The sequence below is a fragment of the Pseudomonas sp. GM74 genome (assembly GCF_000282455.1).
Taxonomy (GTDB): domain Bacteria; phylum Pseudomonadota; class Gammaproteobacteria; order Pseudomonadales; family Pseudomonadaceae; genus Aquipseudomonas.
Map to the genome: position 1 here is coordinate 25,758 of NZ_AKJG01000054.1, position 23,551 is coordinate 49,308.

Sequence of the window (23,551 nt, forward strand, 5' to 3'; positions counted from 1 at the left end):
TTATATAGAAGCAATGGAGTGGTTCATGGCCGATACGCGGCGTTGGTTCTGGCTCGGTGGGGTGGTCCTGCTGTGTGTGTTTGTCTGGTTGTTGCATCCGATCCTGACGCCGTTCCTGGTGGCGCTGCTGTTGGCCTACCTGTTCGACCCGCTGGTGGATCGGCTGGAGAAGGCAGGCTTGTCCCGAACCTGGGGTGTCGTGGCGGTGTTCGCCCTGTTTACATTGATCTTCACCGCGCTGTTGTTGGTGTTGGTGCCGTTGCTCGCCAGGCAGTTGTTTCGTTTGTATGAGCTGGCCCCGCAGATGCTCGACTGGCTGCAGCACACGGCGCTGCCTTGGGCTCAATCGAAATTCGGCCTGTCGGAAGGTTTCTGGAAGTTCGACAAGCTCAAGGCCGCCATCAGCGAGCATATGAGTCAGACCACTGATGTTGTCGGCGTGGTGTTGAGCCATGCCACGGCCTCGGGGCTGGCGCTGATCGGCTGGCTGGCGAACCTGGTGTTGATTCCGGTGGTGAGCTTCTATCTGTTACGGGACTGGGACCTGATGATGGCCAAGCTCCGCAGCCTGCTGCCCCGTGATCGTGAAGCGCGCGCGGTATCCTTGGCGGGTGAATGCCATGAAGTGCTCGGCGCGTTCATGCGCGGACAGTTGCTGGTGATGGTGGCCTTGGGTGTGATCTACGCAGCAGGCCTGATGCTGATCGGGTTGGAGCTGGGCCTGTTGATTGGCCTGATTGCCGGTCTGGCGGCGATCGTGCCGTACATGGGGTTTATCATCGGCATTGGCGCGGCGCTGCTTGCGGGGCTGTTCCAGTTCGGCGGTGATCTTTACCCGATGCTCGGCATTGTCGCGGTATTCATGATCGGTCAAGCGCTGGAGGGCATGGTGTTGACCCCCTTGCTGGTCGGTGACCGGATTGGCCTGCACCCGGTGGCCGTGATTTTCTCGATCCTGGCCGGTGGTGAGCTGTTTGGCTTTACCGGTGTGCTGCTGGCATTGCCGGTCGCCGCGGTGATCATGGTGCTGGTGCGCCACGTGCATGATTTGTATAAGGATTCTGAAATCTACGGGGGCGCCGACGAGCCGCAGGTGTAGGGGCTGTCGATAGGCGATGGCAGGCTGCCCGGGTTCGTGCCGGATCAGCCTGCTGGCGTTGCCCGACTGTCACATGCACCGCCAAAGAATCTGTCATAAAACCGGTGCATTAACGCAAACCTTTGATTTTGCTTGTGGTCTGTCGCATTGTGCGGTCCGCTTCACGGGTATAAACTTCGCAAACTTTACACAGAGGCCACTAACGGTTCCTTTGGAACTGTTCAGTCAGCATGAAACCGATTCAGCTGCCCCTAGGTGTGCGTCTGCGTGACGACGCCACCTTTATCAACTACTACCCAGGCGCCAATGCCGCTGCACTCGGCTATGTCGAGCGGCTGTGCGAAGCCGACGCCGGCTGGACCGAAAGCCTGATCTACCTTTGGGGCAAGGACGGGGTAGGGCGTACGCACCTGTTGCAGGCCGCCTGCCTGCGCTTCGAGCAATTGGGCGAGCCGGCGGTGTATCTGCCTCTGGCCGAGCTGCTCGATCGCGGTATCGAAATCCTCGACAACCTGGAACAGTACGAACTGGTCTGCCTGGATGATTTGCAAGTGGTCGCCGGGCGAGCGGACTGGGAAGAGGCGCTGTTCCATCTGTTCAATCGCTTGCGCGACAGCGGTCGACGCTTGTTGATTGCCGCATCGACATCCCCGCGTGAGTTGCCGGTGAAGCTGGCGGATCTCAAGTCCCGCCTGACCCTGGCCTTGATCTTCCAGATGCGCCCGCTGTCCGATGAGGACAAGCTGCGCGCCCTGCAATTGCGCGCATCCCGTCGCGGCCTGCATCTGACCGATGAAGTCGGGCATTTCATTCTGACTCGCGGTACCCGCAGCATGAGTGCGCTTTTCGAACTGCTCGAGCGTCTCGATCAGGCCTCCCTCCAGGCTCAGCGCAAGCTGACAATCCCGTTTTTGAAAGAAACCCTCGGCTGGTAAACCCGCTGCAGCCGGGGCTTTTAGCCGGTTCGGCATCTTTCAGGCGCCAGAAATCCCGCTTTCCTGCAAGGTTGCAGGCCGCGTGCATGTTTAAAATGGGCTTAAGCGCTTAGATGTAAACGAGAAACGGATAAGTCACAAAAAGATCGATTGAATTTGCAAATGAAGTTGATAGCGGGCATAGTCTCGGCTTCTTTACAACTTTCAGCCACGGTCGTGCCCATGCTAAATCGCTTCGCACCCCTCGTGCCTCTCGCACTCGTTACCCTGTTGTTCGGTTGCGCCGCCCACACTCCAGTGGCCCAACAAGCTCCGCAACAGCAGGTTCAAAACTCCGTTACTGCCCAGTCTTCGGCTCTTTTTCAAGAAGAACTGGCTACCGAAAAAGAACTCGCAGACTTCGCTGGCGGCAAGTCCTACCAGCTTCCGGTCCTGGCCGACAGCATCCTCGAACGTGGCATGTCCCTGATCGGTACCCGTTACCGTTTCGGCGGTACTTCTGAAGCCGGCTTCGATTGCAGTGGTTTCATCGGTTACCTGTTCCGCGAAGAAGCGGGCATGAACCTGCCACGTTCCACCCGCGAAATGATCAACGTGGACGCTCCGCTGGTCTCGCGCAGCAAGCTTGAGCCGGGCGACCTGCTGTTCTTTGCCACCAACGGTCGTCGTGGTCGCGTCAGTCACGCCGGGATCTACCTGGGTGACAATCAGTTCATCCACTCCAGCAGCCGCCGCAGCGGTGGTGTGCGCATCGATAGCCTGGGTGACAGCTACTGGAGCAAGACCTTCATCGAAGCCAAGCGCGCCCTGGCAATGGCACCTAACGCGTCGCCAATCGTCACTGCACGTAAATAAGCGGACATTTTGTAAGGCGAACTTAAAGTCTTACTTGAAGTTTGTCGTGTAGCCGCTAGAATCTTGATCTACAAATGATGGCAAACCGCCTGCGTCCTGCGCAGGCGGTTTTCTTTTCTGCGCTCCCCGCAGAAAAAGCCGCAGCCAGATCAGGATGTTCTGCTTATGACGACGTCGGCCCGCCTCGCAATCATGTTCTTCGCAGCACTGCTCAGTGCCTGCGCCAGCCGCACACCGCCTCCTGCGCCGGTGGTCCGCGCTCCCATCGTATTTGGTTCCTCACAAGCGTTTTCGCCCGAAGCGGAAGACGTGCTGTTTCGCGCGCTCGGGCTGGTGGGCACGCCTTATCGCTGGGGTGGCAATACGCCGGATTCCGGGTTTGATTGCAGCGGCCTGATCGCCTACGTGTACCGCGATGTCGCCGGTATTGCCCTGCCGCGCACCACTCGCGAGATGATCTCCATGCAAGCGGCGAATGTGGGCAAGGAAGGCCTGCAGACCGGCGACCTGCTTTTCTTCGCCACCAATGGCGGTTCCCAGGTCAGTCACGCCGGCATCTACGTGGGAGAAGGGCGTTTCGTCCACGCGCCGGCCACCGGCGGCACTGTGAAGCTCGACAGCCTGTCCAAGGCGTATTGGCAAAAAGCTTACCTGAGCGCCAAGCGTGTTCTGCAGCCTGAACATCTGGCGCGCAACCCGTAACGTTCGGAGCTGCTGGTCATGACTGCTCGCACGCTTAATCTCGACGACAACCTGTACCAATACCTTCTCGATGTTTCCCTGCGTGAAACACCCTTGCTCAAGCGCTTGCGCGATGAGACCCAGGCGCTGCCGATGGCGCGCTGGCAGGTGGCGCCTGAGCAGGGGCAGTTTCTTGCCCTGCTGGTGAAGCTGACGGGGGCCAGGCGCTTGCTCGAAGTCGGCACCTTTACCGGTTATAGCGCGCTGTGCATGGCGGCGGCGTTGCCCGCTGACGGTTCGCTGATTTGCTGTGACATCCCCGGTGACTACAACGCCATCGCACGGGGCTACTGGCAGGAAGCGGGGCTTGCCGGGCGGATCGACCTGCGACTGGCCCCGGCGCTGGAAACCCTCGCCGGGCTTGAGCGACAAGGGCAGGGCGGGCAGTACGACCTGGTGTTCATCGATGCCGACAAGGCCAACTACCCGGCTTATCTGGAGCACGCCCTGCGTTTGCTGCGGGTTGGTGGGCTGGCGGTGTTCGATAACACCCTGTGGAGCGGGCGCGTGCTCGAGGCCAGCCCCGAGAGCGCGGACACCCGGGCGATCCAGGCGCTCAATCGGGCATTGAAGGACGATGTGCGGGTGGATCTGTCGTTGTTGCCGTTGGGTGACGGGCTCACTCTCTGTCGCAAACGCTAAGCCCTTGTGGGAGCGGGCAATATGTTGGCAGTTGGAATTTATTTTGCCGGCGATACCCGCCACACCTTGTTCCCCACATCATCGGCCACCAGCAGGTCGCCCTGCCGGTCGATCACTACGCCTACCGGGCGACCCATCGCTTGTTCCTTGTCGTTGAGGAAGCCGGTGAGCACGTCAACCGGTTTTCCCACCGGTTTGCCTGCGCTGAACGGCACGAAAATCACTTTGTAGCCACTGTGGGGGTTGCGGTTCCATGAGCCGTGCTGCCCGATGAATGCCCCTTGGGTGAACGGCGGCGGCAACTTGCTGTTTTCGGCGAAGGTCAGGCCCAGTGATGCCGTGTGCGGGCCGACGGCGTAGTCCGGGGCGATGGCCTTGGCCACCAGGTCGGGGTTTTGCGGCTCGACGCGAATATCGACATGCTGACCGTAGTAACTGTACGGCCAGCCATAAAAAGCGCCGTCTTTCACCGAAGTGATGTAGTCCGGTACCAGGTCACTGCCGATTTCATCCCGTTCGTTGACTGCGGTCCACAGCGCGCCACTGTGCGGTTCCCAGGCCATGCCGTTGGGGTTGCGCAGGCCGGAGGCGAAGATCCGGTGTTGGCCGGTGGCACGATCCACTTCCCAGATCGCCGCGCGGCCTTCTTCCTTGTCCATGCCGTGTTCGGCGACGTTGCTGTTGGAACCCACGGTGACGTACAGCTTGCTGCCATCCTTGCCGGCGATGACGTTTTTCGTCCAGTGATGGTTCAGCGGGCCAGCCGGCAGGTCGACCACCTTGATTGGCGGTGACTTGATCTGCGTATCGCCACTTTCATAGTGAAAGCGCAGCAGGCGATCGGTGTCGGCCACATACAGGTCATTGCCGACCAGGGTCATGCCGAAGGGCGAGTTGAGGTTTTGCACAAACACCGTGCGGGTTTCCGCGACGCCGTCGTGGTCCTTGTCGCGCAGCAAGGTGATGCGGTTGGCGCTGGGCACCCCGGCCCCGGCGCGGCCCATGACTTTCTTCATGACCCAGCCGCGAATGCCTTTACCGTCTTCGGGTTTGGGTGGTGCGTTGGTTTCCGCCACCAGCACATCGCCGTTGGGCAGCACATAAAGCCAGCGGGGGTGATCCAGGTCCTCGGCAAAAGCGGTCACTTGAGTGCCCGTGGCGGCGACGGGTTTCGCACCCTGAGGCCAGCCGATGGCCGGAGCGATGTTCACGGTCGGAACCAGTGTCTTGTTGGGTTCTGGTAGTCGGGGTGACGGGCCGGTACCGTCGGAGACTTGCAGGCGGGAGGTCTCGCCACAAGCGGCGAGCCCTCCGCTGAGCGCGATAACGAGAACGAGCGGGGGCGTGCGCATGCTGGTCTTTCCTATGAATGCCTTGTTCTAATCATAGAGAAGGGTTGTCGTGCGATGGTTCAACCCTCAGCCGCGGGCTTCCTTGAACAGCACCGCAACGCCGGGGTGATAGTTGCCGGCTTCGTTGCGCAACTTGCGGTAGGCATAAGGGAAATACCAGGCGACAGCGCAGGTGTGTTCTTTTTGCAGGTCGTCGACCATGTCCTGGAGTTCTTCCGGGGTGGCGCCCTGCTGGGCTTTTTGCGGGGCGACGAACAGGCAGCCGAGTTTCAGGTCGCTGGCGTGACTCAGGCGCTTCGCATCGCTGGCGATGTCGAGCAGGGCCTGGGTCAGGTTGAGGCTGTTGACCCGTGGCCAGCGCTGGCTGGTCTGGATGTAGGCGCGGGTTTCGGACGAAGCCAGGAGCAGGTCGGCGCGGCTGTTGCGTTCGCCTTCTTCGGTCTGCTTGCGGGTGGGCGTCTGTTGCAGCGTGACCATCTCGGCCATCCAGGCGGCGGCGGACAGCAGTCCGAGATTGGCCTTTTCGTCGTGCCAGTACGGTGTGTCGCCATCGCCGCGGACGGCGTTGTAACGGTCGATGCATTCGAACCAGTGTTCGAGCACCGGGCGCAGGAATTCCAGCTTTGGATTGCTGATGATCATGCCTTGCATGGGCTCACCCTTGTTGTTGTGTTGTGGGGTTGTGGGGTTGTGGCTCTTTGATATCACTGCTGGGAGCGTGGCACAAGATTGACGTCAGTTTATTGATTGATGGCAGTTATTCGGTCGTTGGCCTCCCGGCTTTAATTGACGCTCCACCCCCAACCCTCTAACCTTCGCGGCTTGTTTCAGGTGCTCTGTGGCTTGGGTCGACAGAGTGAAACAGGGAAGCCGGTGAGTGAGTCCTTCTGTTGGTCGAAGGCCCGCAATTCCGGCGCTGCCCCCGCAACGGTAAATGAGTGAAAACTGTGTGTGATGCCACTGTGTCGATTCGATGCGGGAAGGCGCACGGTCTGGCCCCGCGCCACTCATGAGCCCGGAGACCGGCCTGATTCATCCAGCGGCATCACGGTGGGCGATGCCAGGCTTTTTGCCTTCTATTGTTGTGCCTGCCCGCCGTTATTCCTGCCTCAACGGAGAGCTCCCCCATGACTGATACCCCTGATCGTGACGAACGCCACCTGGCGCGCATGCAGCGCAAAAAAGCCGTGATCGACGAACGCATCGCCAATTCCCCGAACGAGTGTGGCCTGCTGCTGGTGCTGACCGGCAACGGCAAGGGCAAGAGCAGCTCGGCCTTCGGCATGCTTGCCCGCGCCATGGGGCACGGCATGCAATGCGGTGTGGTGCAGTTCATCAAGGGCCGCAACAGCACGGGCGAAGAGTTGTTCTTCCGGCGCTTTCCCGAGCAGGTGCGTTTTCATGTGATGGGCGAAGGCTTTACCTGGGAAACCCAGGACCGCCAGCGCGACATCGCCGCCGCCGAAGCCGCCTGGGCGGTGTCCCGGGAACTGCTGCGCGATCCTTCCATCGGCCTGGTGGTGCTGGATGAGCTGAATATCGCCCTCAAGCACGGCTACCTCGATCTCGATCAAGTGCTCAGCGACTTGCAGGCCCGGCCACCGATGCAACACGTGGTGGTCACCGGTCGTGCCGCCAAGCCGGAAATGATCGAGATGGCTGACACCGTCACCGAAATGGGCGTGATCAAACACGCCTTCCAGGCCGGGATCAAAGCGCAGAAAGGCGTCGAACTGTGAACCAGCCTCGTCATTGCCCGGCGGTACTGATTGCCGCGCCAGCTTCCGGCCAGGGCAAGACCACCGTCACCGCGGCACTGGCCCGATTGCATCGCAATCAGGGGCGCAAGGTCCGTGTGTTCAAGTGCGGCCCCGACTTTCTCGATCCGATGATCCTCGAACGCGCCAGCGGTGCGCCGGTGTATCAACTGGACATGTGGATGGTCGGCGAGCAGGAAAGTCGCCGGTTGTTGTGGGAAGCCGCCGCTGAAGCCGACCTGATCCTGATCGAAGGCGTCATGGGGCTGTTCGACGGCACGCCATCGAGTGCCGACCTGGCGCGGCATTTCGGTGTGCCGGTGCTGGGGGTGATCGATGGCACGGCCATGGCCCAGACCTTTGGCGCATTGGCCCTGGGGCTGGCGCGTTATCAGCCGGACTTGCCGTTCGCTGGCGTGCTGGCCAATCGTGTCGGCACGTTGCGCCACGCGCAACTGCTCGAGGGCAGCCTGACTGAAGGTTTGCGCTGGTACGGCGCGCTGTCCCGGGAAACCGGGATCGAGTTGCCGAGCCGGCACCTGGGGCTGGTGCAGGCCAGTGAGTTGAACGATCTCGACTTGCGCCTGGATGCGGCAGCCGATGCCCTGGCCAGCAGTTGCGAGGTCGCGCTGCCGCCGGCGGTTGAGTTCGCCGCCCCTGATGTCATCGCGGCCGAACCGCTGCTGGCCGGCGTGCGCATTGCCGTCGCCCGCGATGAAGCCTTTGCGTTCACCTACGGCGCGAGCCTGGATCTGCTGCGGGCGATGGGCGCCGAGCTGTTGTTCTTCTCGCCGATCCGCGACCGAGGGTTGCCGGAAGCGGACAGCCTGTATCTGCCGGGCGGTTACCCGGAACTGCACCATGTTGCGCTGGCGCAAAACACCGCGATGCTCGACGCGATCCGCGCCCACCACCGGGCGGGCAAACCATTGCTCGCCGAGTGTGGCGGCATGCTGTATCTGCTCGACTCCCTGACCGACGTCGAGGGCACTCGCGCCGAACTGGTTGGCTTGCTGGCCGGTGATGCGGTCATGCAAAAGCGACTGGCAGCGCTGGCGTTGCAAGCGGTGGAATTGCCGGAAGGCTCGCTGCGCGGGCACACCTATCACCATTCGCTGACCACCACTGAGCTGGCGCCGATTGCCCGTGGCTTGAGCCCTAACGGCGGGCGCGGAGCGGAGGCGGTCTACCGTGAGGGGCGGATGACTGCCTCTTATGTGCACTTTTATTTTCCGTCCAATCCGCAAGCAGTTGCCGCACTGTTTGCGCCCGGCCTTGAAACCGCCATCGCTGGCAAGCCAGCTCCCACAGTGGGCGGTGTAATGCCTGTAGAAATGCAATCCCTGGTGGGAGCGGGCTTGCCCGCGAAGAGGCCATGACCGACAACGCATTCTCCGAAGCCGAACGCGCAGCGGTCTATCGCGCCATCGGCGAGCGCCGCGACATGCGCCACTTCAGCGGCGGCACCGTCGAGCCCGAATTGCTGCGGCGCCTGCTCGAGGCCGCACACCAGGCCCCCAGTGTCGGCCTGATGCAGCCCTGGCGCTTTATCCGAATCAGCGATCGCGCCTTGCGCGGGCAAATCCAGGCCCTGGTGGAAGAAGAGCGCATCCGCACCGCCGAAGCCCTGGGCGAGCGCAGCGATGAGTTCATGAAGCTCAAGGTCGAAGGTATCAACGATTGCGCCGAGGTGCTGGTCGCCGCACTGATGGACGACCGCGAGCAGCATATCTTTGGTCGCCGCACCTTGCCGGAAATGGACATGGCTTCGTTGTCCTGCGCGATCCAGAACCTGTGGTTGGCGTCCCGAGCCGAAGGGCTGGGGATGGGTTGGGTGTCGCTGTTCGAACCCCAGGCACTGGCGGACCTGTTGAGGTTGCCGCCCGGTGCCAAGCCGCTGGCGGTGCTGTGCCTGGGACCGGTGAAGGCGTTCTATCCGGCGCCGATGCTGGTGCTCGAAGGCTGGGCACAGGCGCGTGCGCTGCATGAATTGCTGTATGAAAACTATTGGGGAGTGAGTCAATGAGTGTGGCGTTGTTGAGTGTCGCCGCGGTTGCGCTGGATGCGCTGCTGGGTGAACCCAAACGCTGGCATCCGCTGGTGGCGTTCGGCCGTTTTGCCGAGCGCATCGAGCAACGTTTCAACGGCGGCGGTCGCGGCTGGCGCAGTCATGGCGTCACCGCGTGGGTGATCGCCGTGTTGCCGCTGACGCTGTTGGCCACGGCATTCTCCTGGGCGCCTTATGTCGGCTGGATCGTCGAGATTCTCGCCCTCTATTGCGCCCTCGGCATGCGCAGCCTCGGTGAGCACGTCACGCCTGTGGCCAGGGCCCTGCGCGGCGGCGATCTTGTTGAAGCACGCAAGCGGGTGAGTTATCTGGTCAGCCGTAAAACCAGTGATCTGGATGAAACCGAAGTCGCCCGGGCCGCTACCGAGTCGGTGCTGGAGAACGGTAGCGACGCGGTGTTCGCGGCGTTGTTCTGGTTTGCCGTGGCCGGCGCGCCGGGCGTGGTGCTCTACCGCCTGAGCAATACGCTGGATGCGATGTGGGGTTATCGCAATGAACGCTTCGAACGGTTCGGTTGGGCGGCGGCGAAGGTCGACGACGTGCTCAATTACATTCCTGCGCGCCTGGTGGCACTGACTTACGCGTTGCTGGGCAAAACCCGGCTGGCGTTGAAATGCTGGCGCACCCAGGGCCCGACCTGGGACAGCCCGAACGCCGGCCCGGTGATGGCGGCAGGGGCGGGCGCCCTGGGCGTCGAATTGGGCGGGGCGGCGATTTATCACGGCGAACTGCATCAGCGTCCGCAGCTGGGTGAAGGCGTGCCGGCGAATGCCGACTCCATTGACCGGGGCTGGCAATTGGTCCAGCGCGGGGTATGGTTATGGCTGCTGATTCTCTGCCTGGGGGCCGAATTTTATGCTTGAGCATGGTGGGCGGCTGCGCAAGGCGGCACTTGAGTACGGCATAGATGAAGCCGACTGGCTGGACCTGTCCACGGGCCTTGCGCCCTGGCCGTTCCCGGTGCCGGATATTCCGCTGCGGGCCTGGGCCCGTTTGCCGGAGGCGGACGATGGTCTGGAACAGGCCGCCTGTGATTACTACGGCACCTTGCAGGCATTGCCGGTGGCCGGCTCGCAAATGGCGATACAGCTACTGCCGCGATTGCGTCGGGCGGGCAAGGTCGGCGTGCTGTCGCCCTGTTACGCCGAGCACGCCGAAGCGTGGCGTCGCAACGGCTACATCGTGCGTGAAGTGCTGGAGCAGGAAGTCGACTTCTTTATCGACAGTTTCGACGTGCTGGTGGTGGTCAATCCGAACAACCCCACGGGCCTGAGCCTCACCCCCAGTCGGCTGCTCGACTGGCACACGCGGCTCGCCCAGCGCGGTGGCTGGCTGGTGGTGGACGAAGCGTTCATGGATAACACGCCGCAACTGAGCCTGGCGCCGTTTGCCCATCAAGTCGGGCTGATCGTCTTGCGCTCCTTCGGCAAGTTTTTCGGCCTGGCCGGTGTGCGCCTGGGGTTTGTGCTGGCCGAGCGCAAGCTGCTCAAGTTGCTGGCTGAACAAGTGGGGCCCTGGGCCGTGAGCGGGGCAACCCGGGTCGTTGGCCAGGCCTGCCTGCGCGATACGCAAGGGCAAATTCGGCAACGGGTGCGCACCGAAGAGGCCAGCGAGCGCCTTGCGTCGTTGCTGCAGCAACACGGCTTCGAACCCCAGGGCGGTTGTGCGCTGTTCCAGTGGCTGGTCACCGAGCATGCCGAAGAGCTGCATGTATTCATGGCCCGGCGCGGCATTCTCCTGCGGTTGTTCACGCACAACGGCAGTTTGCGATTCGGCTTGCCCGGTGACGAAATCGCCTGGGTACGACTGGCACAGGCGTTCGAAGATTTCGCCAAGGAAAACCAATGACCACGCTGATGGTGCAGGGCACCACATCGGATGCCGGTAAAAGCACGCTGGTGACCGCGCTGTGCCGTTGGGCTACGCGCCAAGGCGTCCGGGTGGTGCCGTTCAAGCCGCAGAACATGGCCCTCAACAGTGCGGTGACCGCCGACGGTGGCGAGATCGGCCGCGCCCAGGCGGTACAGGCCCAGGCCGCGAACCTTGAGCCGCACACCGACATGAACCCGGTGTTGCTCAAGCCCAACAGTGACACCGGTGCCCAGGTGATCATCCATGGCCGCGCCGTCACGACCATGAACGCCGTCGCCTATCACGACTACAAAACCATCGCCATGCAAGCGGTGCTGGCCTCCCACGAGCGCTTGAGTGCGGCATATCCGCTGGTGATGGTCGAGGGCGCGGGCTCGCCGGCGGAAATCAATCTGCGGGCCGGGGACATCGCCAACATGGGCTTCGCCGAAGCAGTGGACTGCCCGGTGCTGCTGATCGCCGATATCAATCGCGGCGGGGTCTTTGCCCATCTGGTCGGGACGCTTGAACTGCTGTCGCCGAGCGAACAGGCGCGGGTCAAAGGCTTCATCATCAATCGTTTCCGCGGCGACATCGCGTTGCTGCAACCCGGCCTCGACTGGCTCGAAGAGCGCACGGGCAAACCGGTGATCGGCGTGCTGCCCTACGTGATGGACCTGCACCTGGAGGCGGAGGACGGCATCGATCAACGCCAGGCCGATAAAGCCGAACAGGTGCTCAAGGTGGTGGTGCCGGTGCTGCCGCGCATCAGCAATCACACCGATTTCGATCCGCTTCGCCTGCATCCGCAAGTGGACCTGCAATTCATCGGCCCCGGCCAGGCGATTCCGTCCGCCGATCTGATCATTCTTCCTGGCTCGAAAAGTGTTCGAAGTGATCTTGCGTACCTGCGGGCCAACGGCTGGGACACCGCCATCGCCCGGCATCTGCGCTACGGCGGGAAACTGCTGGGGATTTGTGGCGGCCTGCAGATGCTCGGTGAACAGGTGCATGACCCGCTGGGTCTTGAAGGGGCGCCGGGTTCCAGCGTCGGTTTGGGGCTGTTGGCCTTCCAGACTCAACTCGAACAAGAGAAGCAGTTGCGCAATGTGCGTGGTCGCCTGGCGCTGGAAGATGCGCAGGTGGCGGGCTATGAAATTCATGCCGGCGTGACCACCGGGCCGGCCCTGGAACATGCCGCCGTGCAACTGGATGACGGCCGCTGTGATGGTGCGCAAAGTGCTGACGGGCAGATTTTCGGCACTTACCTGCACGGGCTGTTCGAATCGCCCGCGGCGTGCAGTGCGCTGCTTCGCTGGGCGGGTTTGCAGGAGGTGCAGGACGTGGATTATCACGGCTTGCGCGAGCGTGATATCGAGCGGCTGGCGGATCTGGTGGAGAAGCATCTGGATACCGGGCTGTTGCGGCGGCTCTGTGGATTCTGAGGTGTAAGCTCTGGCCTCTTCGCGAGCAAGTCGGATCGCCGCACCGCCGCTCCCACAGAGATTTGGGTTGATCATGAAATGTGAGTACACCTCCTAACCCTGTGGGAGCGGGCTTGCCCGCGATGAGGCCAGTCGCTTCACCGAATATTTCAAGGAAACAACCATGCTCCAACTGATCCTCGGCGGCGCCCGCTCCGGCAAGAGTCGCCTGGCTGAAAAACTCGCCATCGACAGCGCCCTGGCCGTGACCTACATCGCCACCAGCCAGCCACTGGATGGCGAAATGAGCGAGCGGGTGGCTCATCACCGCGCTCGTCGTCCTGCCGAATGGGCATTGATCGAAGAACCTGTCGAGCTGGCCCGGGTACTGCGTGAGTCCGCCCGCGCCGACCGCTGCCTGCTGGTGGATTGCCTGACCCTGTGGCTGACCAATCTGCTGATGCTCGACGATGCCGAGCGGCTGCAAGCCGAGCGAGATGCTCTGCTCGAATGCCTGGCATCGCTGCCGGGTGAAATCATTTTTGTCAGCAACGAGACCGGAATGGGTGTCGTGCCGCTGGGCGAATTGACTCGCCGCTATGTCGATGAAGCCGGTTGGCTGCATCAAGCTCTGGCTGAGCGTTGTCAGCGTGTCGTCCTGACCGTCGCCGGCCTGCCCCTGACTCTGAAAGGAACTGCGTTATGACTCAATCCTGGTGGCTGAACCCGTGCAAGCCGGTCGATACCCAAGCGGTCGAACAGGCCCGGGCGCGGCAGCAGCAACTGACCAAGCCGGCCGGCTCCCTCGGCCAACTGGAGGCGCTGGCGGTGCAACTGGCGGGTTTGCAGGGGCGGGTCAAGCCGAGTCTGGAGCAGGTCTGGATCGCGATTTTTGCCGGCGACCATGGTGTCGTCGCCGAGGGCGTGTCGGCGTTTCCCCAGGAAGTGACCGGGCAGATGCTGCTCAACTTCGTCAGCGGTGGTGCGGCGATCAGCGTATTGGCGCGGCAACTGGGCGCTTCCCTCGAGGTGGTTGACCTTGGCACGGTCACGCCGTCGCTGGACCTGCCGGGCGTGCGGCACCTGAATGTCGGCCTGGGCACGGCAAACTTTGTACAGGGGCCGGCCATGACTCAGGCCCAAGGGCAACTCGCCTTGCAGGCCGGCCGTGACAGCGTGCAGCGGGCCATTGCCACCGGTGCGCAGTTGTTTATCGGTGGCGAAATGGGCATCGGTAATACCACCGCCGCCAGCGCCCTGGCGTGCGCGCTGCTCGATTGTCCGGTGGTGCATTTGACCGGGCCTGGCACCGGGCTCAATGCCGAAGGTGTCAGCCACAAAGCTCAAGTGATCGAGCGCGCCCTGGCATTGCATGGCGCGCAGCGTGACGATGCCTTGCAGACACTGTTCAATCTCGGCGGTTTCGAGATTGCCGCGCTGGTCGGTGGCTATATCGCGTGTGCCCAGGAAGGTGTCGCGGTGCTGGTGGACGGCTTCATTTGCAGCGTCGCGGCACTGGTTGCGGTGCGCTTGAATCCAGAATGTCGTCAGTGGCTGTTGTTCGGTCATCGTGGCGCCGAGCCGGGACATCGTCATGTGCTGGAAACCCTGAAGGCGCAACCCTTGCTCGATCTCGGCCTGCGCCTTGGCGAAGGCAGTGGCGCGGCATTGGCTGTGCCGCTGCTGCGCCTGGCGTGCGATCTGCACGGTCAGATGGCGACCTTCGCCGAAGCCGCCGTGGCAGATCGTCCGGCATGACTTTGCGCCTGGATCTGTTGCGTCACGGTGAAACCGAACTCGGTGGCGGTTTGCGCGGCAGCATCGATGATGCGTTGACCGACACGGGCTGGGCGCAGATGCGCGCCGCCGTGGTCGGGCAAGGGCCGTGGGATCGGCTGGTCAGTTCGCCGTTGCAGCGTTGTGCGCGGTTTGCCGAGGAGCTGGGTGCGCAATCGGGTGTGCCGGTGCAACTGGATAAAGACCTGCAAGAGTTGCATTTCGGCGCCTGGGAAGGGCAGAGCGCGGCGGCGTTGATGGAAACCGACGCGCAGGCCCTGGGCTTGTTCTGGGCCGATCCCTATTCGTTCACGCCGCCTCGGGGTGAGCCGGTTGCAGACTTTTCGGCACGGGTGCTGGCAGCGCTGGAGCGTTTGCACGCGACCTGTGCCGGTGAGCGCATTCTGTTGATCAGCCATGGTGGTGTGATGCGCCTGTTGCTGGCGCAAGCCCGGGGGCTGCCGCGAGAGCAACTGCTCAACGTTGAGGTCGGGCATGGTGCGCTGTTTTCGCTGACGGTGGAGCCTGCGGGCTTGTTGAAGGAAGTGCTCTGACCATGCTGCCATTCTGGATCGCCCTGCAATTTCTCAGCAGCCTGCCGATTCGCCTGCCCGGTATGCCTGAGCCCCGGGAACTGGGGCGGTCGCTGCTGTTTTATCCGCTGGTGGGGCTGCTCTTTGGCGCCATTCTGTGGGCAGTGAACTGGCTGTTGCTGGGCACGCCGACCTTGCTGCACGCGGCACTGTTGCTGAGCCTTTGGGTGCTGCTCAGCGGCGGCTTGCATCTCGATGGCCTGGCGGACAGCGCTGATGCCTGGCTGGGTGGTTTTGGCGACCGCGAGCGTACGCTGACCATCATGAAAGACCCGCGCAGCGGGCCGATCGCCGTGGTGACGCTGGTGCTGGTGTTGTTGCTCAAATTCACCGCGCTGTTGACGCTGATCGAGCAGCCGCATTCGCTGGCATTGATCATCGTACCGTTGATCGGTCGCAGCGCTTTGCTCGGCTTGTTCCTGACTACGCCTTATGTGCGCGCCGGTGGCCTGGGCCAGGCATTGGCCGATCATCTTCCGCGTTCGGCGGGCAAGCAGGTGTTGGCGGTCAGTGCATTGGCCTGTGTGCTGATTGCAGGCTTGAGTGGTGTGCTGGCGGTGGTGTTGGCCGCTCTTGGATTTGCCTGGTTGCGACAGGTCATGCTGCGGCGACTCGGTGGAACGACGGGCGATACGGCAGGGGCAATGCTGGAGTTGCTGGAGGTAGGGGGGGTGGTCGGATTGGCGTTAGTCTGAGGGCAGTGACGGTGACGAGTGGCATGATGAAGGCAGTTGCTCCCACAGTGTCCGAGTAAAGCCGCATATCTGTTGGCTTGCGCGCGAAGAACGATGACACGGTCCACCTGACGGAACACAAGCGCTGTAAGGCACTTGCCATGGCCCTGACGTTAACGTAAAGATTGCGGCAGGGCGCCGACGTATGAAGGCGCAGGGTGGATGACCCGGAGCGCTTGATGACGCCAACAAAAACAAACTCCCCCAAACTGCATCGCGAAGCCCGGCTGGCCCGGGAAAAACTGCACCTGGAAGGCGAAGTGCCGGATGGCGTCCTGCGTGCGGAAATCGATGCCTCGTGGCGGCGCAGCCTGAGCCATGGCGTGCATTTCAATGCCAAGCATGAGCTGGCGCTGGAATCGAGCGCCAGCCTGGACCTGTTGCTGGCCAGCAATCGCCTGTTGATTGACGCCGCGCTGCCGGCCATCGATTACCTGGCCGAGCGTCAGGGCAAGGAAGGGCTGATCATCCTCGCCAACTCCGACGCCACCATCCTCGCCGTCGAAGGCCGCGCCGACCGTCTCAAGGGCAGTGGCCTGCAGGACATCACCCTTGGCGCCTGCTGGAGCGAAGCGGTTCGCGGCACCAACGCCCTGGGCACGGCACTGGTGGAAGCCCGGCCGACCTTGATCGATTGCGGCGAACATTATCTGGATCGCCTCAGTGATTTTTCCTGCACTTCGGTGCCGATCCATTGCCCCCAAGGCGACATTCTTGGCGTCCTCGACCTGACCCGCGAAGGTCCCCTCGGCCGCGCCCACGACAGCACCGCGTTGCTGGCCATGGCCGTCAGCCAGATCGAAAGCCGGGTGTTCAACGCCAGCTATCCGGACGAAATCGTCCTGGCCTTCCACAGCCGCAGGCAATACCTGGAATCCCCGTGGCAAGGCTTGCTGGCGGTGAGCCTGGGCGGGCAGATCCTCGCGGTCAGCGCCCAGGCCTGCCAGTTGCTCCATGCCGAGCGCTCGGCCCTGGTCGGTCGGCGCTGCGAGGAGTTTCTCGGCGTCGACGGCCTGCAGTTGTTGGCGCGTCTGCACCAGGGCGGGGCCGGCAGCCTGCAAACCGCCAAGGGTGAATTCTTCTACAAGACCCTGCGCGCGCCGCAACGCTCGATCAACGTCAGCAACCCGCCGCGCACTGTTGCGAAACCGGCCAAGGCGCAACCGGATCTGGAAGCGCTGGCCGGCAGCAATACGCGCTACGCCCGTGCCTTGCGCATGGCCCGTCAAGGCCTGGCCAATGAGTTGCCGGTCTTGCTGCTGGGCGAAACCGGCACCGGTAAGGAGGTCATCGCCCGCGCCCTGCACATGGCCGGAAGCCGCTGCGACAAACCCTTCGTGGCGGTGAACTGCGCGGCCATTCCCGAAGGCCTGATCGAGTCCGAATTGTTCGGCTACCGCGAAGGCGCGTTCACCGGTTCACGCCGGGGCGGCATGGTCGGGCGCTTGCAACAGGCCCATGGCGGCACCTTGTTTCTCGATGAAATCGGCGACATGCCATTGGCCTTGCAGGCCCGGCTGTTGCGGGTGTTGCAGGATCGCAAGGTCGCGCCCCTGGGCGCTGGCGAAGAGCAGGACATAGACGTCGCGCTGATCTGCGCCACCCACCGCGACCTCAAGCGTCTGGTGGAAGAAAAACACTTTCGCGAAGACCTGTTCTACCGGGTCAACGGTATCAGCGTGATGCTCCCGGCCCTGCGCGAACGCGAAGATTTCGGCGCGTTGGTCACTCGTATGCTGACGACACTGGGCGCACCCGCCGTGGTCCTGCACGATGATCTCGATCGTTTGCTCAGCGGCTATCACTGGCCGGGCAACATCCGCCAACTGGAGATGGTCCTGCGCACCGCGCTGGCCATGCGCGAACCGGGCGAAACCGTGTTGACCCTCGACCACTTGCCCGACAGCATGCTCGACGAGTTGACCGCCAGCGAACGGCCCCAGGCCGGCAGCATCCGGGAAAACGAACTGGAATTGATTCGCCAGTCCCTGGACACCCATCAGGGCAACGTCTCGGCCGCCGCCGACGCCCTGGGCATCAGCCGCGCGACGCTTTATCGCAAGCTCAAACAGTTGCGTTCGTGATGCAGCGCTTGATCGTTCGGCTGATCGACAGCCAGAACCCCGAGGCGCTGCAAGCGTCACTGCGCTGGCTCTACAGCTTCGTGCGACCCCATCGCCTGGCGATTGCCGGGCTGCTGGGTTTGTCGGTCTGCGCCTCGGCGCTGGTGCTGGTGCAGCCGTGGCTGACCAAACTGCTGATCGACGATGGCCTGTTGGCGCGCAACTTCCCGATGCTGGTCATGATCGCCGGGCTGATGATCGTCGCCGGATTGCTGGGCACGGCGCTTTCGGGCATCAACCGCTACCTGCACACGCGACTGTCCGGGCGCATGCTGTTTGCCCTGCGCGATGACCTGTACCGCCATTTGCAAACCCTGTCACCGGGCTTTTACGGCCAGCGGCGCATCGGCGACCTGATGTCGCGCCTCGACGGCGATGTCGCGGAAATCCAGCGCTTTGCCGTGGACTCGCTGTTCTCGGCCGTGTCCAGCGTGATCGGCCTGGTGGTGGCCGTGGCGATGCTGCTGGCCTTGTCCTGGAAGCTCTCGCTGCTGGCCCTGCTACTGATTCCCCTCGATGTCCTCTGGCTGCGCTGGATGCGGCGCAAGGTCGAGCGCGATGTGCGGCAGTTGCGCGAGCGTTCGGCGGACATGTCGTCGTTCATGGTCGAGACGTTGCCGGTGATGAAGTTCATCCAGTCCGCCGGCCAGCAACAGCGCGAAGCACGGCGCCTCGAGACGCTGGGGCAGGGCTACATGAGCCAGTTGCTGCGCCTGCAGGTCACCGAATTTTTCACCCAGGCCGTGCCCGGCACGCTGACCTCATTGTCCCGGGCCTGCGCATTCTTGATCGGCGGGTACTGGGTGGTGCAGGGCACCTGGCAGCTCGGCGCCCTGATTGCGTTTTCCACCTACCTGGGGATGGCCGTGGGGCCGGTGCAGAGCTTGCTCGGGCTTTACGTTGCGATTCAGCGGATGACCGTCAGCCTCGGTCGGGTCATGGAGTTGCGCGGCGAACAACCGACCGTGCTGACGCCCGATACCCCACGGGCGATGCCCAAAGGCGGCGATCTGTGGTTCGACAACGTGCACTTCGCCCATCCTGGCCGCCAGTCGACCCTGCGCGGCATCGAGGCGCGGATTCCCTACGGTATGAAGGTGGCCCTCAGCGGCGGCTCGGGCGTGGGTAAATCCACCCTGATCGACCTGCTGCAACGTCATCACGATCCGCAATCGGGCCGGGTACTGCTGGGCGACGTCGATCTGCGCGAACTGGACCTGTTCCAGTTGCGTCGGGGCATCGCCATCGTCAGCCAGGACATCGTGCTGTTTCGCGGCAGCCTCGCCGACAACCTGGCCTACGCGGTGCCGGACGCCAGCCGCGAGGCGATTGCCGACGTGGCGCGACTGGCGCAACTCGACAGTCTGATCGAGTCCTTGCCCGAAGGTCTCGACAGCCCCTTGGGCGAGCGGGGCCAGCAGTTGTCCGGTGGGCAGAAGCAACGCATCGCGATTGCCCGGGCGCTGTTGCAGGACCCTTTGATTCTGGTGCTCGATGAAGCCACTTCCGCGGTGGATGAAGCCACCGAGCGCGAAGTCATCGACGCCATCGACCGCTTGTTTGCCGGGCGTACGCGCATCCTGATCAGCCATCGCCCCTCAACCCTGGCCGATGCCGATCTGCGCTTCGAATTGCTCGACGGCGTGCTGACCTCGAAAGCGGTGCAGCATGAAACCTGAGTTGCGCATTGGTGTGGTGGACAGCGGCCACTCGGCGGCACAACGGGTGCAAGTGATCGCCGGCCGGCGCTTTTCATTGCTTGAAGACGGCCTGGCCGAGGGCGACTTGCGCGAGGACCCGCTGGGGCATGGCAGTGCGGTGATCGAGGCGATCGGCCGGCGTGCACCTTCGGCGCTGTTTTGCGTGGCCCAGGTGTTCGACCAGCGGGGTGTCACCAGCGCCTTGCAGATCGCCACGGCGATTGACTGGCTGCTGACGCAGGACGTGCGACTGATCAATCTGAGCCTTGGCCTGCGCCAGGATCGCAGCCTGCTGCGCGCGGCCTGCGCGGCGGCGGTGGCGCGGGGCGTGCTGTTGTGTGCGTCGAGCCCGGCCCAGGGGGAAGGGGTGTTTCCGGCGAACTATCGGCAGGTGTTGCGGGTCACCGGCGATGCGCGGTGTGCCGAGCAGGAATGGTCGTGGCTCAACAGCGCCCAGGCGGATTTCGCCGCCTGTGTCCATGGCACCTACCCGGGGCAATCCGGGGCGAGCCTCGGTTGTGCCGCCTTGAGCGGGCACATCGCCGGATTCCTCGCCGAACAGCCTGACGCCAGCAATGAGCAAGTCATCGAGTGGTTGCGTGAGCATGCCCGTTACCGTGGCCCTGAACGGCGCTTCGGGCCATGACCGACATCGTCATTCTGGGCGCGGGACCGGCCGGCGCCGCCGTCGCACTGGGGCTACGGCGGCTGGGCCATGGCGTCACGCTGATCAGCGAATGGCGCCGGTTTGCCGCGCTCGAAGGCGTGTCCGTGCGGGTTCTGGAAGCCTTGCGCGGCGCGGGCCTGCATCAGGCGTTGGCGCAAGCGGCGCTGCCGTCCCAACGCCAGGTTTCGTGGAATGGCCAGCGCCACGCGCAGAACATCGAATACTTGCTCGACCGTCCGGTGTTTGACCGAGGCCTGCGTGAGGATTTGCGCCTGGCAGGGGTCGAGCTGATCGAAGGCCGGGTGCTGACGGTTCAGTCATCGGCCAATGGCCACCGAATCGAAATCGACGGAGGCGAACCGCTGCTCGCGCCGTTTCTCGTGGAAGCACGAGGACGTCAGGCCCCCGCTATCGGCAAGGGCTTGCGTGGGCCCGAGACCGTCAGCTTGCTCAATCGCTGGCAGGGTTCGCCGGGCAGCACCGCCAGCGCCGTGGAAAGCCTCGAGGACGGCTGGGCATGGATGGCGCGGCGCGCCGACGGCCAGTGTTACTGGCAATGGACGGTGGACGTGGCCAGCGCCGGGTTGCCGGGCAAGGCCATGTTGCTCGAATACTGTCGGCAGCGGCGCCATGCTTCTTGTCTTGCCGAGGCATTCTTTGCTGGTGAGGAGGAAGCGGATCTACAGCTGCACGCCCGCAGCAGCACGGCGATTCTCAGTCCGCAGGTGTGTGGCGAAAACTGGATTCGGGTCGGCGATGCGGCAATGGCTGTCGACCCGCTGTCGGGCAACGGCATCTTTCAGTCGTTGTCTTCGGCATTGCAGGCGCCGGCGGTGATCAACACGCTGCTGTGCAAACCCGAACGGGCGGCTCTGGCCCAGCGTTTTCACCAGCAACGGGTGGAGCAGTTGTTTTTGCGATTTGCGCGGATCGGCCGGGATTTTTATGCCGATGAGCAACGCTGGCTGGATCAGCCGTTCTGGCAGGCCCGGCGGAACTGGCCGGACGCCGAGGTGGCCCATGCCGAGGCCGATTTCAATGCCCTTAGAATCGAACTCGCACCGGTGCTGCGTGACGGATTTGTCGATGAGGCCGAGGTGGTGATCACGGTGGATCAGCCGCTGGGGATCTGGCATGTGCATGGGGTTGAGGTGGCGCCGCTGGTGCGGCGATTGCGCACTGAGCTGGCCGAGCAGGTGTTGGCCGGGTTGACGGTGGAGCAGGGAAGGATGGTTCGCGGCTGGTTGTTGGCTCAGGGATACAAACCCTGATATTTGAGCTGTCTGGACCGGCCTCTTCGCGGGCAAGCCCGCTCCCACAGTGGATTTGTGTACGACGCAAAACTCTGTGGGAGCGGGCTTGCCCGCGAAGGTGGCCTGAAGGACGCTACAAATCACAACTTGATCAACACCGACTTCAACTCAGTGTAATGCTCGATCGCCGCATACCCCATTTCACGCCCGACCCCGGACATCTTGTAGCCGCCGAAGGGCAATGCCGGGTCCAGGGCGCTGTGGCAGTTGACCCACACCGAGCCTGACTTGATCCGTGGAATCATCCGGTGCACCGCCGCCAGGTCATTGGACCAGATGCTCGCGCCCAATCCATACGGACTGTCATTGGCCATGCGCAAAGCATCGGCCTCGTCATCGAACGGAATCGCCACCAGCACCGGCCCGAAGATTTCTTCCTGCACCAATGAGTGCTTCTGATCGACGTCGACAATCACCGTCGGCTTGACGAAGAAGCCCGGCCCGAACTGCTCACCGCCGCAGGCGATGGTCGCGCCGCCCTCCCGGCCCTTTTCGATGTACCCGTAGACGCGCTCCTGCTGGCGCGCCGAGATCAGCGGCCCCATGTCGACGCTCGGGTCCAGGCCGTTGCCGAGTTTCATGGCGTTGGCGATGTCGCTGATGTCCGCCACCACATTGTCGAAGTGCTTGCGCTGCACATACAGGCGCGAGCCTGCGCAGCAGACCTGGCCCTGGTTGAAGAAGATCGCGCTGGCGGCTCCGGCCGCGGCGGTTTTCAGGTCGGCGTCGGCCATGACGATGGTCGGTGATTTGCCGCCCAGCTCCAGGGTGACCCGGGTCATGGAGTCCATGGCGATCTTGCCGATCTGCTTGCCCACGGCGGTGGAGCCGGTGAAGGTCAGCTTGTCCACCAGCGGGTTGTGGGTCAGGGCCGAACCTGCGGTGATGCCGGTGCCGGTGACCACGTTGAACACGCCTTCGGGATAACCGGCCTCCAGCACCAGTTCGGCGAGTTTCAATGCGGTCAGCGGGGTTTCGTCGGCGGGCTTGAGTACCACGCTACAACCGGTGGCCAGAGCCGGGCCGAGTTTCCAGCAGGCCAGCAACAGCGGGAAGTTCCAGGCAACGATGGCGCCTACCACGCCCACCGCTTCGCGGCGAATAAAACTGTGGAACTGGTCGTTGGGCATCAGCGGTGCCGATACGTCAACCGTGGAGCCTTCGATCTTGGTCGCCCAACCGGCCATGTAGCGCAGGAAATCGATGGACAGTTGCACGTCCATCACTTGAGCCACCGCCGCGCTTTTACCGTTGTTCAGGCATTCCAGCTGAGCCAGCAGTTCGGCGTCGCGCTGCATCAGGTCGGCGAGTTTCCACAGCAGGTTCTGCCGCTCCCGGGGACGGGTGCGGGTCCAGGCTGAATCGTCGAACGCCTGGCGGGCGGCGAGCACCGCACGGTCGACATCTTCTGGCGTTGCCCGTGGCACCACGCACAACACCTCACCGGTGGCCGGGTTGTGCAGGGGCATGGTCTGGCCGTCGGCGGCCTCGACCCAGTCACCGCCGATGAGCATGCGCGGGGCGCGCTGGATGAATGCCGAAGTGGCGGGAAGCAGGTTTGGGAGCGACATGATGAAACCTCGTCTTGTTCGTGTGGCGAGGTCTTTCGCAACGGTTGTGCCAGTTTTCCTTGTTTGATTGGAACCCTGATCGGATGGGGCTCTTGGGTTATTTGCCCATGACAGGGGAGCAAGTGAGCGTCGCAAATTGCGACAGCGAGGATCAAAAGATCGCAGCCTGCGGCAGCTCCTGCACTGGAATCGGTGTGCACCTGTAGGAGCTGCCGAAGGCTGCGATCTTCTGATCTTGATCCTATGCTTGTCTCAGAGTGCAACAGATGTCGCGATATTAGACGCACGCCGACAGGTTTATCAGTCGCCAATCACTCATTATTTCCACTAAATGATTGATAAAAAACACT

The 23,551-nt window shown here is 63.0% G+C and carries 22 protein-coding genes and 1 riboswitch; of the genes, 19 read left to right on the top strand and 3 right to left on the bottom strand.

The window, feature by feature from the left end; translation table 11 throughout:
* Positions 1-25 precede the first annotated feature (25 nt).
* From PMI34_RS15245 to PMI34_RS15225, 5 genes are all read left to right on the top strand, one after another.
* Positions 26-1,099, top strand: a complete 1,074-nt coding sequence (locus PMI34_RS15245) for an AI-2E family transporter (protein ID WP_008049711.1) — start codon at positions 26-28, stop codon at positions 1,097-1,099.
* A gap of 230 nt (positions 1,100-1,329) precedes the next feature.
* The gene (hda, locus tag PMI34_RS15240; protein ID WP_007984552.1) at positions 1,330-2,034 is read left to right on the top strand and encodes a DnaA regulatory inactivator Hda; all 705 of its coding nucleotides are present in this window, start codon (positions 1,330-1,332) and stop codon (positions 2,032-2,034) included.
* Positions 2,035-2,256: 222 nt separating this feature from the next.
* Positions 2,257-2,889, top strand: coding sequence for a C40 family peptidase (locus PMI34_RS15235; protein WP_008017885.1), 633 nt, complete (start codon positions 2,257-2,259; stop codon positions 2,887-2,889).
* Between the two features lie 165 nt (positions 2,890-3,054).
* On the top strand, positions 3,055-3,591 hold the full coding sequence (locus PMI34_RS15230; protein WP_008049713.1) for a C40 family peptidase: 537 nt from the start codon (positions 3,055-3,057) through the stop codon (positions 3,589-3,591).
* An 18-nt stretch (positions 3,592-3,609) separates the two neighbouring features.
* Complete coding sequence (locus PMI34_RS15225) at positions 3,610-4,272, top strand: O-methyltransferase (RefSeq protein ID WP_008049715.1); 663 nt, start codon at positions 3,610-3,612, stop codon at positions 4,270-4,272.
* A 38-nt stretch (positions 4,273-4,310) separates the two neighbouring features.
* Here PMI34_RS15225 and PMI34_RS15220 read toward each other — a convergent pair whose 3' ends face one another.
* Together PMI34_RS15220 and PMI34_RS15215 are read right to left on the bottom strand one after the other, a co-directional pair.
* Entirely contained in the window at positions 4,311-5,624 is a 1,314-nt protein-coding gene (locus tag PMI34_RS15220; protein ID WP_008049717.1) for a PQQ-dependent sugar dehydrogenase, read from the bottom strand.
* Between the two features lie 66 nt (positions 5,625-5,690).
* On the bottom strand, positions 5,691-6,275 hold the full coding sequence (locus tag PMI34_RS15215; RefSeq protein ID WP_008049720.1) for a hypothetical protein: 585 nt from the start codon (positions 6,273-6,275) through the stop codon (positions 5,691-5,693).
* A gap of 161 nt (positions 6,276-6,436) precedes the next feature.
* Positions 6,437-6,669: riboswitch (cobalamin riboswitch) on the top strand.
* A gap of 82 nt (positions 6,670-6,751) precedes the next feature.
* On the opposite strand from PMI34_RS15215, the gene cobO reads away from it, so the two are divergent.
* From cobO to qhpG, 14 genes are all read left to right on the top strand, one after another.
* Positions 6,752-7,363 (top strand): cob(I)yrinic acid a,c-diamide adenosyltransferase, encoded by a 612-nt coding sequence (gene cobO / locus PMI34_RS15210; protein ID WP_008049722.1) that lies wholly within the window; start codon positions 6,752-6,754, stop codon positions 7,361-7,363.
* Positions 7,360-8,760 carry a cobyrinate a,c-diamide synthase gene (locus tag PMI34_RS15205; protein ID WP_008049723.1) on the top strand — a complete coding sequence of 467 codons (1,401 nt, stop codon included), beginning with the start codon at positions 7,360-7,362 and terminating at the stop codon, positions 8,758-8,760. Before cobO ends, PMI34_RS15205 begins: the two co-directional genes overlap by 4 nt.
* Positions 8,757-9,407 carry a 5,6-dimethylbenzimidazole synthase gene (bluB, locus tag PMI34_RS15200; RefSeq protein WP_008049724.1) on the top strand — a complete coding sequence of 217 codons (651 nt, stop codon included), beginning with the start codon at positions 8,757-8,759 and terminating at the stop codon, positions 9,405-9,407. The genes PMI34_RS15205 and bluB overlap by 4 nt, the downstream gene beginning before the upstream one ends.
* Positions 9,404-10,312 (top strand): adenosylcobinamide-phosphate synthase CbiB, encoded by a 909-nt coding sequence (gene cbiB, locus PMI34_RS15195; RefSeq protein ID WP_008049725.1) that lies wholly within the window; start codon positions 9,404-9,406, stop codon positions 10,310-10,312. Before bluB ends, cbiB begins: the two co-directional genes overlap by 4 nt.
* Positions 10,305-11,297, top strand: coding sequence for a threonine-phosphate decarboxylase CobD (cobD, locus tag PMI34_RS15190; RefSeq protein ID WP_008049726.1), 993 nt, complete (start codon positions 10,305-10,307; stop codon positions 11,295-11,297). Before cbiB ends, cobD begins: the two co-directional genes overlap by 8 nt.
* The gene (locus tag PMI34_RS15185) at positions 11,294-12,745 is read left to right on the top strand and encodes a cobyric acid synthase (protein ID WP_008049727.1); all 1,452 of its coding nucleotides are present in this window, start codon (positions 11,294-11,296) and stop codon (positions 12,743-12,745) included. Before cobD ends, PMI34_RS15185 begins: the two co-directional genes overlap by 4 nt.
* Before the next feature lie 163 nt (positions 12,746-12,908).
* A complete protein-coding gene (cobU, locus tag PMI34_RS15180) occupies positions 12,909-13,430 on the top strand; it encodes a bifunctional adenosylcobinamide kinase/adenosylcobinamide-phosphate guanylyltransferase (protein WP_008049728.1) in 522 nt (173 codons plus the stop codon).
* Positions 13,427-14,482 (top strand): nicotinate-nucleotide--dimethylbenzimidazole phosphoribosyltransferase, encoded by a 1,056-nt coding sequence (cobT, locus tag PMI34_RS15175; protein WP_008049729.1) that lies wholly within the window; start codon positions 13,427-13,429, stop codon positions 14,480-14,482. Before cobU ends, cobT begins: the two co-directional genes overlap by 4 nt.
* Positions 14,479-15,054, top strand: coding sequence for an alpha-ribazole phosphatase family protein (gene cobC / locus PMI34_RS15170; RefSeq protein ID WP_008049730.1), 576 nt, complete (start codon positions 14,479-14,481; stop codon positions 15,052-15,054). Before cobT ends, cobC begins: the two co-directional genes overlap by 4 nt.
* Positions 15,055-15,056: 2 nt before the next feature.
* Positions 15,057-15,788 carry an adenosylcobinamide-GDP ribazoletransferase gene (locus PMI34_RS15165; RefSeq protein ID WP_008049731.1) on the top strand — a complete coding sequence of 244 codons (732 nt, stop codon included), beginning with the start codon at positions 15,057-15,059 and terminating at the stop codon, positions 15,786-15,788.
* A gap of 218 nt (positions 15,789-16,006) precedes the next feature.
* A complete protein-coding gene (locus PMI34_RS15160; RefSeq protein ID WP_008049732.1) occupies positions 16,007-17,911 on the top strand; it encodes a sigma-54-dependent Fis family transcriptional regulator in 1,905 nt (634 codons plus the stop codon).
* Positions 17,911-19,629 (top strand): ABC transporter ATP-binding protein, encoded by a 1,719-nt coding sequence (locus tag PMI34_RS15155; RefSeq protein WP_008049733.1) that lies wholly within the window; start codon positions 17,911-17,913, stop codon positions 19,627-19,629. Before PMI34_RS15160 ends, PMI34_RS15155 begins: the two co-directional genes overlap by 1 nt.
* Positions 19,619-20,296, top strand: coding sequence for a subtilisin-like serine protease QhpE (gene qhpE / locus PMI34_RS15150; protein WP_008049734.1), 678 nt, complete (start codon positions 19,619-19,621; stop codon positions 20,294-20,296). The genes PMI34_RS15155 and qhpE overlap by 11 nt, the downstream gene beginning before the upstream one ends.
* Positions 20,293-21,588, top strand: coding sequence for a flavin-dependent monooxygenase QhpG (gene qhpG, locus PMI34_RS15145; RefSeq protein WP_008049735.1), 1,296 nt, complete (start codon positions 20,293-20,295; stop codon positions 21,586-21,588). Before qhpE ends, qhpG begins: the two co-directional genes overlap by 4 nt.
* A gap of 122 nt (positions 21,589-21,710) precedes the next feature.
* On the opposite strand, the gene PMI34_RS15140 is transcribed toward qhpG, so the two are convergent.
* Positions 21,711-23,201 carry an aldehyde dehydrogenase family protein gene (locus tag PMI34_RS15140; RefSeq protein ID WP_008049737.1) on the bottom strand — a complete coding sequence of 497 codons (1,491 nt, stop codon included), beginning with the start codon at positions 23,199-23,201 and terminating at the stop codon, positions 21,711-21,713.
* Positions 23,202-23,551: the final 350 nt, after the last annotated feature.